The sequence below is a fragment of the Nonomuraea sp. NPDC003727 genome, from assembly GCF_053586935.1.
In genome coordinates, this window is record NZ_JBSFNE010000004.1 from 244,363 (window position 1) to 257,761 (window position 13,399).

At 69.7% G+C, this 13,399-nt stretch carries 10 protein-coding genes; 4 read left to right on the forward strand and 6 right to left on the reverse strand.

From position 1 onward, the window contains the following. Positions 1 to 142 precede the first annotated feature (142 nt). Genes ACWDLG_RS12745 through ACWDLG_RS12760 form a run of 4 tightly spaced genes read left to right on the forward strand, consistent with a single transcriptional unit; the run spans position 143 to position 4,469 of the window. Positions 143 to 1,459 carry an ABC transporter substrate-binding protein gene (locus ACWDLG_RS12745; RefSeq protein ID WP_449919108.1) on the forward strand — a complete coding sequence of 439 codons (1,317 nt, stop codon included), beginning with the start codon at positions 143 to 145 and terminating at the stop codon, positions 1,457 to 1,459. Further along, entirely contained in the window at positions 1,456 to 2,385 is a 930-nt protein-coding gene (locus tag ACWDLG_RS12750) for a carbohydrate ABC transporter permease (protein WP_449919110.1), read from the forward strand. Before ACWDLG_RS12745 ends, ACWDLG_RS12750 begins: the two co-directional genes overlap by 4 nt. Next, positions 2,382 to 3,248: a carbohydrate ABC transporter permease gene (locus ACWDLG_RS12755; RefSeq protein ID WP_449919111.1), complete on the forward strand. Its 867-nt coding sequence runs from the start codon at positions 2,382 to 2,384 to the stop codon at positions 3,246 to 3,248. Before ACWDLG_RS12750 ends, ACWDLG_RS12755 begins: the two co-directional genes overlap by 4 nt. Positions 3,249 to 3,254: 6 nt before the next feature. Continuing rightward, the gene (locus ACWDLG_RS12760) at positions 3,255 to 4,469 is read left to right on the forward strand and encodes an alpha-L-fucosidase (protein ID WP_449919113.1); all 1,215 of its coding nucleotides are present in this window, start codon (positions 3,255 to 3,257) and stop codon (positions 4,467 to 4,469) included. 40 nt (positions 4,470 to 4,509) lie between these two features. Here the strand turns inward: ACWDLG_RS12760 and ACWDLG_RS12765 are convergent, their stop codons facing one another. The 6 genes from ACWDLG_RS12765 to ACWDLG_RS12790 form a co-directional block, all read right to left on the reverse strand. Continuing rightward, a complete protein-coding gene (locus tag ACWDLG_RS12765) occupies positions 4,510 to 6,927 on the reverse strand; it encodes a discoidin domain-containing protein (RefSeq protein WP_449919114.1) in 2,418 nt (805 codons plus the stop codon). A 20-nt stretch (positions 6,928 to 6,947) separates the two neighbouring features. Beyond that, a complete protein-coding gene (locus tag ACWDLG_RS12770) occupies positions 6,948 to 7,814 on the reverse strand; it encodes a carbohydrate ABC transporter permease (RefSeq protein WP_449919116.1) in 867 nt (288 codons plus the stop codon). Continuing rightward, on the reverse strand, positions 7,811 to 8,755 hold the full coding sequence (locus ACWDLG_RS12775; protein ID WP_449919118.1) for a carbohydrate ABC transporter permease: 945 nt from the start codon (positions 8,753 to 8,755) through the stop codon (positions 7,811 to 7,813). Before ACWDLG_RS12775 ends, ACWDLG_RS12770 begins: the two co-directional genes overlap by 4 nt. 4 nt (positions 8,756 to 8,759) lie before the next feature. Continuing rightward, positions 8,760 to 10,034 (reverse strand): ABC transporter substrate-binding protein, encoded by a 1,275-nt coding sequence (locus ACWDLG_RS12780; RefSeq protein ID WP_449919120.1) that lies wholly within the window; start codon positions 10,032 to 10,034, stop codon positions 8,760 to 8,762. Positions 10,035 to 10,047: 13 nt separating this feature from the next. Beyond that, entirely contained in the window at positions 10,048 to 11,298 is a 1,251-nt protein-coding gene (locus tag ACWDLG_RS12785) for a Gfo/Idh/MocA family protein (RefSeq protein WP_449919122.1), read from the reverse strand. Positions 11,299 to 11,558: 260 nt separating this feature from the next. After that, entirely contained in the window at positions 11,559 to 13,322 is a 1,764-nt protein-coding gene (locus tag ACWDLG_RS12790; protein ID WP_449919124.1) for a glycoside hydrolase family 35 protein, read from the reverse strand. Positions 13,323 to 13,399 lie beyond the last annotated feature (77 nt).

Genomic DNA, 13,399 nt, shown 5'->3' on the forward strand with positions numbered 1-13,399 from the left:
TCGTCGGATGTCTGGGGAGACATGGTGTCGTATGACGGAACAGCTTTATCGGTGACGGTTTAGTCATCGGAGCATTGACCGGGGAACGTGACCACCGCTACCTTCCGGGAATCGCTTGCCAAGTAGAGGGAGCCGTCCACGTATGCGAACCGTCTCCACAATGCTGGCGTGCCTGGTGGTGCTCACAGCATGTTCGTCAGGCGCAGCCGGAACCAACGTCGAGCAGGACGCCAAGGCTACGCTCGAGCTCTGGACCAGGACCTCGCCGGGCGGGCCCGGCGAGCAGGGCACGCTCAAGCTGGCCGCCGCGTTCGAGAAGGCGACCGGCTACAAGGTCAAGGTGACCGCGATCTTCGACGACTTCGAGACGAAGATGCAGCAGCGGGCCGCCCAGAAGGACCTGCCCGACATCGTCATGAACGACGTCGCCCAGCTGGGAACGATGCAGGGCCAGGGGTTGCTCAGGGAGATCGACCTCACCAAGCTCGCCGGGGCCAAGGACCTGTCCGAGCGCGCGCTCGCCTCCGGCAAGGGCGTGGACGGCAAGCAGTACGGCGTGCCGTACTCCGCGCAGGCCACGGCGCTGCTGATCCGCAAGGACTGGCGGGAGAAACTGGGGCTCGAGCCGCCGCGGAGCTGGGCGGATCTGGCGGCCCTGGCCAAGGCGTTCACCGAGAAGGACCCTGACGGCAACGGCCGGAACGACACCTCCGGGCTGGCCGCGCCGCTGTCGACCAAACGCGGCTACGCCTCCTGGTACTTCTCCAACTTCCTGTGGGCGGGCGGCGGTGACTTCGTCGCCGACGCGGGCGGCGGCAGGTTCAAGCCCGCCATGTCCACCCCCGAGTCGATCGCGGCCACGCAGTGGTTCCGCGACCTGGCGTGCAAGGACAAGGTCATCCAGCCGGGCGCCGTCACCATGGACACCCCGCCGACGAACGAGACGTTCGAGTCGGGCAAGACCGGCATGTACGTCGTCGGCCCCTACCTGATGCCCCGCTACGACAAGTCGCTCGGCAAGGACAAGTACGAGGTCGTGCCCATGCCCCAGGGCGCCAAGAACGCCGACGTGCTCGCCGAGGGCGGCGCGATCTACCTGATGGCGGGCTCGCCCAACAACGCGGGCCAGGACGCCTTCGCCTCCTACGCCATCTCCGCCGAGGGCCAGAAGATCGGCATGGAGGGCGACACCGCCTACATCGTGCAACTGCCCGTCAACAAGACCGTCGACATCAGCCAGGTCCGCCCCGACCCCAGGTGGAAGACCTACGCCGACGTCTACCAGAGCTCGGGCCACTACCCGCCGTCGATCCCCAACTGGACCCCCGTACGGCAGGCCACCGCCGACACCGTCAACGCCCTGGTCGCCGACTGCGGCCTGGACCTGAAGGGTGAGCTGCAGAAGCTGGACACCAAGCTCGCCGGGATCCTGGCCGAGCAGGGCGTCGCCGCGTCATGACGGCGGTGAAGGTCGAACCGGCCGCTCCGGCCGCTCCGGCCACGCGGGAGCGCGTGAGCGGCCGGAGCGGGCGCTGGTGGGTTCCGTGGCTGTTCCTGGCCCCCGCGCTCGTCCTGTTCCTGTACTTCAAGTTCATCCCGATGGGCAACGCCCTGGTGATGTCCTTCCAGAACGTGCAGCCCTTCCTCGGCAACCAGTGGGTGGGCCAGGACAACTACGTCAAGGTCGTCACCTCCGACGGCTTCCAGCAGGCCGCCTGGCACACCGTGCTGCTCGCGGTGTTCCAGACGGCGGGCTCGATGCTGCTCGGGCTGGTGCTCGCGCTGCTGATGGAGGGGCGCAGTCGCAGGCTGAGCTTCATCAGGTCGGCGGCGTTCCTGCCGGTCGTGGTGCCGATGGCGGTCATCGCCGAGCTGTGGCGGATCATGTACCACCCGACCGGCGACGGCATGCTGAACTCGCTGCTCGGCCTGGTCGGGCTCGGGCCGTCCGGGTTCATCAACGACCCGCACACCTCGATGGCGTCGGTCATCGCCACCGGGATCTGGCGGGGCGCGCCGTACGACATGATGATCTTCCTGGCCGGGCTGGCGGGGGTGAACAGGGACCTGTACGAGGCCGCGATCGTCGACGGCGCGTCGCGGTGGCGGCGGCTGCTGCACGTGACGCTGCCGGGGCTGCGCTCGGTGTTCTCGATCCTCTTCATCCTGGCAGCGATCCGCGGCCTGCGCGTCTTCACCGAGGTCTACCTGCTGACCAACGGCGGGCCGAACGGTTCGACCGAGGTCGTCATGACCCTGATCACCAAGCTGGGCCTGGAGCAGAACCGGCTGGGCGTGGCCTCCGCGGGGGCGGTGCTGCTGTTCCTGGCCACGCTGCTGCTGACCGTCGTCGTGTCCGTCCTCAGGCGGAGGGAGAGGGAATGAGCGCGGCCAGCGAGACCGCACTCGGGCTCAAGGAGAGCAGGACGCCGCAGGCGCGGCTGCTCAAACTCGTCGTCTACGCGCTGGTCCTGGTGGTGTTCGCCGGGCCGCTGCTGGCGCTGCTCGTCAGCGCGTTCAACCACGTCTCCGATCCGACGCAGCTCAGTGTCGTGCCCTCGCGCCCGACGCTGGACAACTTCGGGGTCGCCGTCGACCACGGGGTGCTGAAGTACCTGCTGAACTCCTTCTTCGTGGTCGGTTTCGGGCTGCTGCTGCAGGTGGTCGTCTCGACGCTGGCCTCCTACGCGCTGGCCCGCAAGCGCTTCAGGTTCATGACGGTCGTGTTCGTGGCGATCCTGGCCACGCTCATGCTGCCGGAGGAGATCCTGGCGATCCCGCTGTCGCTGATCCTGTCGGACCTGCCGGTGCTGCACATCAACCTGATCGGCACGCTGGCCGGGATCATCGTGCCGGTGGGCGCGTGGGCGTTCTCCATCCTGGTCATGACGGAGTTCATGCGGGACGTGCCGCGCGAGTTGGAGGAGGCGGCGCGGATCGACGGGGCGGGGGAGCTGCGGATCTTCGCCCGGATCATCCTGCCGATGTGCCGTCCGGCGCTGGGCGTCATCGGGGTGTTCGGGTTCACCATGATCTGGGACCAGTACCTGCTGCCGATGCTGGTGGCCGCCGACGCTTCGACCTACACGCTGCCGCTGGCGCTGCGCACGCTGCGGATCGACCCGGTCGTCACGCCCGGTGTGGTGATGGCGGCCTCGTTGCTGGCGCTGCTGCCGTCGGTGATCGTGTTCCTGTTCTTCCAGCGCTCGTTCGTCCATGGATTGTCGTCGGGCGCCCTCAAGGGATGATTTTTCATGAACTGGTTGGTCAATGATCGTTTTGGAATGTTCGTGCATTGGGGGCCGTACTCGCTGGCGGCCCGGCACGAATGGGTGAAGACGCGCGAGAAACTGACCGACGCGCAATACCAACCCTACGTCGACCATTTCTCGCCGGACCTGTACGACCCCACCGCGTGGGCGCGGACCGCCAGGGCGGCGGGCATGCGTTACGCCGTGCTGACCACCAAGCACCACGACGGATTCTGCCTGTGGGACAGCGACCTGACGGACTACAAGGCCTCCCGTGACCTGGTCGAACCGTTCGTGGCGGCGTGCCGCGCCGAAGGGTTGAAGGTGGGTTTCTACCATTCGCTGATCGACTGGCACCACCCGCAGTTCCCCGTGGACGGAACCCATCCGCTGCGCGATGAACGTCCCCTTCCCGAACGCGATGTCTCGGTGTATCGGCAATACCTGCACGGCCAGGTCAGGGAACTCCTGACCCGTTATGGAACGATCGACTATCTCTTCTTCGACTTCTCCTACGCCGGCCGGAGCGAATGGTGGGGCGGAAAGGGCCCCGAGGACTGGGGCTCGAAGGAACTGCTGGCGATGGTGCGCGAGCTGCAACCTGACATCCTCGTCAACGACCGCCTCGGGATTCCCGGCGACTTCGTCACCCCTGAGCAGTACCAGCCCTCCGCGCCCATGCCACGCCCCTGGGAGGCCTGCCAGACGCTGAACGGCAGCTGGGGCTACGACCGCGACAACCTCGACTACAAGAGCGCCGACCTGCTGGTGAAGATGCTGGTCGACGGGGTGTCCAAGGGCGGCAACCTGCTGCTCAACGTCGGTCCTGACGGGCGCGGGCGCATCGACCCGCGCGCCACCGCGTTGCTGGCCGGGATCGGCGGCTGGATGGAGCTGCACGAGCGCTCCATCCGCGGGTGCGGCCCGGCGGAGTATCCCGCCCCGGCCGACTGCCGCTACACCCGCCGCGGCGACCGGCTCTACCTCCACTTGTTCAGCTGGCCGCTGCGCCACGTGCACCTGCCGGGGCTGGCGGGCCAGGTGCGCTACGCGCAGTTGCTGAACGACGCCTCGGAGATCAGGTTCGTCAGCACCGACCCGGACCAGGAGGCCCAGAACACCCGGATGGGCGGCCAGGCGCCGGGCACGCTCACGCTGGAGCTGCCGGTGCGACGCCCCGACGTCCTGGTGCCCGTCGTCGAACTCTTCCTGGAATGATGTAGAGGAAAACCGCGCCGATGCGCGGGCCGCACGTGGGTCAGGAGGCGACGATCTCGTAGAGGGCGATGTTGCCCCACTGGAGGTTCGCGTCGTGGACGGTCAGCCGGATCTTGCGCGCGATGACCGGGCTCGGCAGGGTGATGGTGCTGGTCTCCACCTTCGCGCTGAGTTCCTGCCAGTTCGTCAGATGGTGGGCCGCCTGCGGCACCCAAGCGGTTCCGTCCCAGGTGTCGAGCGAGACGTCGGTGACGCCCTGGCCCTTCGCCCAGGCGGTGTGCAGGGTGACGGCGGCGATCCGCCGGTCCTTGCCGTAGTCCACCACGAACTCGCCGGGGAAGGTCACGCCGGTGCTCACCGATGCCCAAGGGCTGCTCGGATCGCCGTCGACGAGCGCGTCCACGGTGTTCGTCGGCGAGGTCGGGAAGGTGGTGCTCGCCACCGCGGCCGGTCCCGGCCGGTACGGCTCGCTCGCCGCGGGCACGCCGAGGGCGATCTCGTTGATCTGGATCGGGCCACCCGCCGCCGCCCTGACGACCAGGCGGACCTGTGCGGCCTTGACCGTCTCGGGCAGGGTGATCACCTGCTGCTCGACGGTGTCGTCGTCGGTCGTCCAAGCCGGCTTCCCGCTCGCCCTGGTGACCCAGTCCTCGCCGTCGCGGGTCTGCACCTCGACCTCGGTGATCGCGTGGGAGGCGGCGTGCGCGGCCGACACCGTGACCGTGCGGAAGGCGCGTCCGGTGGCCCCGGTCAGGTCGATGGTGCCGGGCAGGCGCGGCTCGGGCACGCTTCGCCAGGCGGTCGCCGGGTCACGGTCGGCCAGGCGCCGCAGGTGGCCCTTGGGTTCGAAGGACGCGCTCACCTTCGCGGGGGCGATCTCCCGCTGGAAGGCGCCGAGGTCGGGGGCGCCGTCGGGGATCGGGGTGCCCGCGTAGTCGTGCTCGGCCGGCACGCTCACGCCCGCGTCGAAGGCGGGCGAGCCGTCGAGCGGCCGACAGCCCTCCGGATTCTCCTGGCCGGGTGCGGCCAGCCGGGGGTCGGCGACGACCGCCGCGTGGTCGTTGCCGGTCGGCGGCTGCTCGGTGCCCCAGTAGAGGTTGTGGTCGTAGATGACGCCGTTCTTGTTGTCGAAGCCGGCCCCGGCGAGGTTGACGAAGACGTTGTTGCGCACGACCACGCCCGCCGCGTTGTTGTACAGGCGCACGACCCGCTCGAAGCGGTACGTGCCCGCCCCGCTGTAGGGCGGCTTGACCTCGACGGCACGGTCGGTGATGTAGAGCGTGTTGTTGAGGAAGTGGGTGCCGGTGGTGGAGGTCGAGGCGGCCAGGCCCTCGTAGCCGTCGTTCCTGCTGACGTTGTACCGGACGACCGTGTCCCTGGTCGGGGCGGCGGCGAAGGAGACCGCCAGGAAGAAGCCGCCGTCGTTGTCGTGGCTGTAGTTGTACTGGACGAGGCTGCGGTTGTTGTCGGCGTCGGCGTCGAAACCGTGGCCGTCGCTGCCCGGGCCGTTGAACCCGGTGTGGGAGACCTCGTTGTGCTGGACCACGATGTCGTCGTTGCCCTGCCACCAGATGCCGACGTTGCCGCCGGTGGTCTTGGTCCTGCCGCGTACGGCGCGCTCCACCCGGTTGCGCTCGATCACGGCGCCCGCGGTGTGCATGGGGGTGATGCCGCCGCCGGTCACGTCGTGCACGTAGTTGTCCCGGATGCGGACGCCGGTGCTGGGCGTCCAGGTGACGACCTCGCTGTCGGGAATGCCGGTCTCCACGGGGTACAGGCTGGTCATGCCGCTGCGACGGGACCACGTGGACCACATGATGAGGCCGTAGGAGCCGATCTTGGAGATCTCGTTCCGCTCCAGGACCAGGTTGTGGAAGTAGGTCGGCGTCGTGTTGCCGCGGATGGAGACGAGCAGCCCGGCCGCGGCGACGCTGTGGCCGCCCTGGCCGTTGACGTCATGGATGTTCAGGTTCCGCAGCGTGACGTTCTCCAGCCGGCCCGCGTCCTTGGCGAACAGGTTGACGCCGCTGCGGTAGAGCGAGGTGTCGGCGCTGTGGTTGGTGGCCGCCAGGCCGTCGACGGTGAAGTCGTGCACGTTGCTGATCCGGATGGCGGCGTCCACCTGGCCCTGCCCGTCGATGACCGGCTTGGCGCCCTCGCCGTAGGAGCCGACGAGCGCCGGACGTCCCGGCAGGCCCGCACCCTGCAGGCTGAGCTGACCCGCCCAGCGCTGCCCGGCGCGGAACAGCAGCCGGTCACCCGGGCCCAGCCGCAGCTGGCCGGCCCTGTCCAGGCTCCGCCAGGCCGCGGCCGGGCTCCGTCCCGAGGCAGCGTCGTCGCCTGAGGCGGCGTCGACGTAGAAGGTCTTCCCGGGGCTGGCCGCCGCCTGGGCGGGTACGGCCGGCGACACCAACATGGCGAGCAGGGCGAGCCCCGCCCACCCGAATCGCGTACGCAAACTCTGTTCCTTTCGGGGGGTCACTTGCCGATTCCGGCGGTCATGCCGTCGACGATGCGGCGGCCCAGCCACAGGTAGAGCACGATCATGGGATAGATCAGGATCACGATCCCGGCGAACAGGCCGCCCCAGTCGGAGCTGTACTGCATGGAGCTGTAGAGGTTGAGCAGCGCCGCGGGCAGCGTGCGCTCCTCGGGCAGCGGCGAGATCAGCAGTACGAGCAGGGTCTCGTTCCACAGGCCGATGATGTTCAGCACGAGCACGGTCATCACGCCGGGCCTGGCGACCGGCAGCACGATGCGGACGAAGGAGCGCAGCGGGCCCGCGCCGTCGATCTCGGCGGCCTCCTCGATCTCGTGCGGCAGCGAGCGCATGTATCCGGTCAGGACGAACACCGCGAACGGCAGCGAGAGCACCACCTGGAAGACCAGCAGCGTGATGCGGTTGTCCCACCAGCCGGTGACCCAGTCCTCCATGAAGGTGTAGAGCGACAGCTTGATCACCACGACGGGGATCACCAGGGTCTGCAGCGGGATGCTCAGGCCCATCGCGAAGTAGCCGGTCAGCGGGCCGGCCACGGGCCGGTTGGAGCGGGCGAGCACGTACGCCGCGGGCGCCGACAACGCCACGATGAGCAGCGAGCCGAGCAGGGTCAGGACCGTGCTGTTCAGCGCGGCGGCGGAGAACTCGGCCGCCTGCCAGGCGGAGGCGTAGTTGTCCCAGTGCGGGTCGGCGGGCAGCGAGAAGGGGTCGAGCCACACCTCGCCGGAGTCCTTGAGCGACTGCGCGCCCACCCAGACGACCAGCGCGAGGTTGACGGCCACCCATGCCCACAGGGCGATCGCGGTGGCCCGCGGCAGCAGGACGTCGCCGATCAGGCGTCTCATGACAGCTCCACTCGGTCGCGCCTGGTGATGCGCCGGGTCAGGGCGATGAGCACGACGGTGACGAGCAGCACCACGACGCCCATCGCGGCGGCGTTGCCGAGCTGGGGCACGCCGTTCCCGGCCACCAGGGAGTACTGCTGCACCGCCACCGTCCTGGCCTGCAGCGGCGGGCTCCCCGGCGTGCCGCCGGTGGTGAACGCGAGCACGATCTCGAAGATCTTCAGGCTGTTGACCACCCACAGCACGGCGGACACCGCGAAGACGTCCCAGGTCAGCGGCAGCGTGATGTGCCGGAACTGCTCCCACCTGGTGGCCCCGATGAGCTGGGCGTCCTCGTAGACGTGGGCCGGGATGGAGTCGGCCGCCGACATCATCAGCGCCACGTAGAAGCCGGTGCTCGACCAGACCAGGCCGCCGACGACGCAGCGGAAGACCAGGTCGGGCCCGAGCCAGGGCCGCGGGTCCAGACCGAGCCAGCCGAGGGCGGTGTTGACCACGCCGTCGGGGTTCAGCAGGAAGCCGACGGCGGCGCCCACCGCGATCATCGATATGATCATGGGCAGGAACATCACGGACCGGATGAAGGCGCGGCCCCTGATGTGCCGCAGCACCACCATCGACAGGAACGTGAAGCCGAAGACCAGCCCGCCGCCGGCCAGCGCCAGCACGAACGTGTTGACGAACGACGTGCGGAACGCGTCGTCGCCCACCAGCGCCAGGTAGTTGTCCAGCCCGCGCCAGGTCATCTCCGAGCCCGGCCCCGCCCAGGCGTTGAGGCTGACCCAGAACCCGAACAGCGAGGGCGCGACGAACAGCGCGGTGTAGGCGATGAGGGCGGGGAGCAGGAAGGGCCAGAAGGCCCGTTCCCGCCCCGGACGCAGAGCCCTGGCCTTGACCGGCGGCGCCACGGGGGGCGCCTGGGTGAGGGTTCCCGCTCCCATCGGCTCAGTTCTTGTTCGCGAGGTAGTCGGCGGTCGTCTTCTTGCCCTCGGCGACGAACGCGGCGGGGTCGATCGCGCCGGAGATGAGCTTGTCGTGCAGCGGCAGGAACCGGTCGTTCCACCAGGTCTTGTCGGCGGCGGCGTCGTCGTAGGTGCGGTGCGTGGCCGCGGCGTCGGCGACCGCCTTCTGCACGGCCACCAGGTGCTCGGGCGCGGGCACGTCGGCCCGCGAGGGGATGTTCAGCGCGCTGGTGGAGATCTGCTCGACGTACTTCTTCTGCAGCGCGAAGGCCAGGAACTTCTTGGCGGTGGCCACGTTCGTGCCCTTGATGTTGACGCCCCAGCCGAGCGTGCCGACCTCGACGGAGTCCTTGCCGCCCACCGGGAGCTGGAAGGAGGCGATCTTGGCGCCCGCGGCCAGCTTGGGCTTGGTCTCGCCGGCCAGCCAGGTGCCGTTGAGGTTCAGGTCGTAGCGGCCCTGCGCCCAGGCGTCCTGGGCGGCGGGGAACTTGGTGGCCATGAAGTCCTTCTGGAAGTAGCCGCCCTTGGCGAGCTGGGCGACCTTCTCGGCCGCCGCGAGGACCTCGGGCTTGTCCCAGGCGGCGGCGTCGGTGGCCAGCGCCTTGAGGCTGCCGGCGCCGTTGGCCCGGACGAGGATGCTGTAGAACCAGTACACGTTGTAGAAGTTGATCGTGCCGTCCTGGCCGATCGGGGTGCGGCCGTCCTTCTTCGCCCGGTCGAGGTAGGCGATGAAGTCCTCCCAGCTCTGCGGCGGCGCGCCGGCCAGGTCGGAGTGCTTGGCGGCGTCGAACCAGACGGCGGTCGAGATCACCGTGTGCGGGACGAACGCCAGGCCCTTGTCGTTCGAGGAGGCCTGCCGCACCGACTCGGGCAGGACGTCCTGGACCGTCCTGCCCTCGCCCGGTACCTGAGCGGCCAGCACGTCGTCCAGAGGGGCGACCAGGTTCTGCGCGGCGTAGGTGGCCAGGTTGTCGGTGGAGGTGTCGAACAGGTCGGGGCCGCGGCCCGCGGCCATCTCGGTGGACAGGTTCTCGTTGCCCTTGCGGCCGACGAACTTCAGGTCGACCTTGGTGCCCGTCTGCTGGGCGAAGTCGTCGAAGATCGCCTTGATGATCTTGCCTTGTGGCTCGTCGGCGCCCCACAGGGAGCGGTAGGCCAGCGTCGCCTGGACGGTGCCCGGCTCGCTGTTCTTCTTGCCGCACGCGGCCAGGCCGAGGGCGAGGGCTCCGACGGTGAGGACGGCCGTCAACTTACGCATGATGGGGGGCCTTTCATGGGAGGGTGAGGGGGACGACGGTCCCGGCGTGCCTGGCGCGTTCGGCCGCCCAGACCACCCGGTGTGTCGCGAGGCTCTCCTGGCCGCTGGTCAGCACCAGCGAGGGGTCGCCGTGGGCGACCGCGGCGACGAACGCGTCGAGCAGCGCCCCGTCGCCGCCGCCGTGCCCGGTGGCGGCCGAGGCGTCCGCGTCGGCGCGGGTGTCGATCACCGACACCTTGTCGGTGAGGAAGTCGTGCAGCCGCAAGGTCACGCCGTCGCCCTCGATCGAGCCGTGGGTGCCGAAGACGCGCGTCTTGCGGTGCTCGAGGGCGGCGAAGGCGGTGACCGTGCAGGTGGCGGAGGTGCCGTCGGCGAACTCCATGGTCACGACCTGGGTGTCGACCACGTCGTTGTCGCTGGCGTAGACGCAGCGGCCGTAGGGCCCCTCGCGCAGCGCGGCCAGCACGCCGGGCTCGGTGTGGTCGTGCGTGACCGCCGACAGCGGCCAGAACTCCTTGAGCGGGTCGCCCAGGCAGCCGAGGTAGATGCGCTTGGCCGAGTAGGGGCAGGCGGACTCGATCGGGCAGTCGAGGCAGCGGTCGGCCGCGCCGGCGGGCCGCTGCTCGGCGCGGAAGTGCACCAGGTTGCCGAAGGAGGAGATCCGCTCGGGCAGCGCGCCCTTCAGATGGATGATCCAGTCCAGGTCGTGGCACGCCTTGGCCAGCAGCATCGGGGCGGACTCCGCCTCGTTGCGCCAGTTGCCGCGCACGAAGGAGTGCGCCTGGTGCCACCAGCCGACCTGCTCCAGGTGCTGGATGTTCATCACCTGGCCGATGCGTCCCTTGTCGATGAGCGCCTTGAGCGTCCTGGTGTAGGGCGTGTAGCGCATGACGTGGCAGACGGCCAGCAGCACGCCGTTCCGCTGCGCGGCCTCGGCGATGGCGGCGGCGTCGGCCTCGGTGGGCGCCATCGGCTTCTCCAGCAGGATGTGGTAGCCGAGCTCGGCGGCCCGTACGGCGGGCTCGACGTGCATGCGGTCCTGGGTGGCCACGATGATCGCGTCGGCCAGCCGGTCGCGGGCCAGCAGGTCGCGCCAGTCCGCGAAGACGCTCCCGGCCGGGATGTCGTGCTCCTCCGCGAGGCTCTGCCGCCGGCGCGGGTCCGGTTCCGCCACCGCGACGACGCGGGCCCGGCCGCTCTCCAGGGCGTGGCGGGCGTAACCGAGCCCGCGCAGTCCCGCCCCGATGACGGCGAGTGTGACCATGAGTGTCCTCTCCGGCTTGGCGACTTATTAATCGTTCCTTGTTTTATTAATTGCCGCCGGAGACTGTCAAGGGCGGGATCCGCGGGTGTCCGCGGCCGTGCCAAGGGTCGCCGAGGGCCCGGCGGGCGTGGGGCCCGCCGGGGTCGTCGCGCGGATGGGTCAGCGGGTCCTGATCTCGTTGACGGACAGGTTGCCCCAGGTGCGGTTGGCCGCCTTGACGACCAGGCGCAGCCGGGTGGTGGTGACGGCCGCGGGCAGGGTCACGGCTCTCCCAGGTCGGGGGCCGCGCGGATCTCGACCCGCGGCTGCGCGGGCGCCTCGTCGAGCTCCAGCACGACGAGGTCGTTGGCGCCCCGGCGCAGCAGCGGCCAGGGCAGGTAGAGGGTGACCTGCGGGCCGCGCGACCAGTAGCGGCCGAGGTTGAAGCCGTTGACCCAGACGTAGCCCTTGCCCCAGCCGGGCAGGGCGACGAAGCCGTCCCTGACCTCCTCCACGTGCAGGGTCGCGCGGTGGAACGACGGCCCGGCGGCGCTGGTCTCGCGCCCCCAGGGCAGGCCCTCGATCGAGTCGAGCGGGACGGGGTCGATCTCCCAGCCGAAGACGAACTGCCGCTCGTGCCGTACGCCGCCGGTGACGCCCTTGCTCTCGCCCTGGATCGGGCCGTAGTTGACGCGGCCCATCGCTTCGACGATCAGCGTCACCTCCACGCCGCGCTCCGGGGTGGCGAGGGGCAGCGAGGTGACGGCGTCGCGCTCCAGGGTCGCCCGGGGGACGCCGTCGATCAGCACGCAGGCCCGGTCGTGCAGCCCGGTGACCGTCAGCGGCAGCGCCTCCGGCCGGGGGCCGGGCACGTGGCCCCGGTAGACGGCCAGCCCGTATGCCTGGCCGAGCTCCTCGAACGTGCGGGGAACAGCGCTGCGCACCGTGCCCGTGGAGAGCACGTCCAGGCAGTCCAGCAGGCTCAGGCGGGCCTCGCAGGCGATCTCCCGGGCGGGCAGCGTGGCGACCGGCTCGCGGGACGGCGCGGGCGGCAGCTCGGTGTGGCGGCCGAGGACCTCGCGGTAGGCCCAGAACTTGGCGGTCGGATCGCCGTGCTCGGAGATCGGCGCGTCGTAGTCATAGGAGGTGACCGTCGGCTCGTACCGGCCGTCGGCCTGCTCGCCCCCCGCGTTCGCGCCGGCCATGAAGCCGAAGTTGGTGCCGCCGTGCGCCATGTAGAGGTTGACCGACGCGCCCCGGCTGAGCATCTCGTCGAGCAGCTTGGCGACCTCGTCCGGGTCGCGTACGTGGTGCTCCTCGCCCCAGTGGTCGAACCAGCCGTTCCAGAACTCCATGCAGAACTCGGGGTCGTCACGGTTCCTGGCGAATTCGGCGAAGTGACCGGCCGGGTCGCCGCCGAAGTTGGCCGTCGCGTAGATCTCCGGCACGGTGCCGCCGGTGACCATGAGGTCCCAGCTCCCGTCGGAGGTGAACAGCGGCACGTCGATCCCCCTGCGGACCAGGCCCCCGGCCAGGTGGCGCAGGTAGACGTGGTCGTCGCCGTAGGATCCGTACTCGTTCTCGACCTGCACCATCAGGACGTTGCCGCCCCGGCTGACCTGCCGCGCGGCGATCCGCGGGATCAGCTCGTCGAACCAGCGGTCGACGGGCTCCAGCCAGCGGGGGTCATGGCAGCGCCGCCGGAACTCCAGCCAGGCCGGGATGCCGCCGTTCTCCCATTCCGCGCAGATGTAGGGGCCGGGGCGGACGATCGCGTACAGCCCGGCCTCCTCGGCGGCGGTGAGGAAGCCCTCCAGGTCGGCCAGGCCGGCGAAGGTGAACTCGCCCGGACGGGGCTCGTGCAGGTTCCACGGCACATACGTCTCGACCGTGTTCAGCCCCATCGCCCGCAGCTTGGCGAGACGGTCGGGCCACTGCTGGGGGAGCGTCCTGAAGTAGTGCATGGCGCCCGACAACACCTGGAACGGCTCACCGTCGAGGGTGAGGGCCTGGCGGGTGACCTGGAAGCGGCGGCTCATGGACATGGAAGCGCTCTTCTCCTGCGCGTCGAGCGCCTGCCCGACTTATTAACGAAGCAAGGCTAAATATGTGGCGGCAAGCG

Coding starts and splice junctions, on each gene's coding strand:
- ACWDLG_RS12745 (WP_449919108.1), top strand. CDS start 143: ATGCGAACCGTCTCCACAATGCTGGCGTGCCTGGTGGTGCTCACAGCA.
- ACWDLG_RS12750 (WP_449919110.1), top strand. CDS start 1,456: ATGACGGCGGTGAAGGTCGAACCGGCCGCTCCGGCCGCTCCGGCCACG.
- ACWDLG_RS12755 (WP_449919111.1), top strand. CDS start 2,382: ATGAGCGCGGCCAGCGAGACCGCACTCGGGCTCAAGGAGAGCAGGACG.
- ACWDLG_RS12760 (WP_449919113.1), top strand. CDS start 3,255: ATGAACTGGTTGGTCAATGATCGTTTTGGAATGTTCGTGCATTGGGGG.
- ACWDLG_RS12770 (WP_449919116.1), bottom strand. CDS start 7,814: ATGAGACGCCTGATCGGCGACGTCCTGCTGCCGCGGGCCACCGCGATC.
- ACWDLG_RS12775 (WP_449919118.1), bottom strand. CDS start 8,755: ATGGGAGCGGGAACCCTCACCCAGGCGCCCCCCGTGGCGCCGCCGGTC.
- ACWDLG_RS12780 (WP_449919120.1), bottom strand. CDS start 10,034: ATGCGTAAGTTGACGGCCGTCCTCACCGTCGGAGCCCTCGCCCTCGGC.
- ACWDLG_RS12785 (WP_449919122.1), bottom strand. CDS start 11,298: ATGGTCACACTCGCCGTCATCGGGGCGGGACTGCGCGGGCTCGGTTAC.
- ACWDLG_RS12790 (WP_449919124.1), bottom strand. CDS start 13,322: ATGTCCATGAGCCGCCGCTTCCAGGTCACCCGCCAGGCCCTCACCCTC.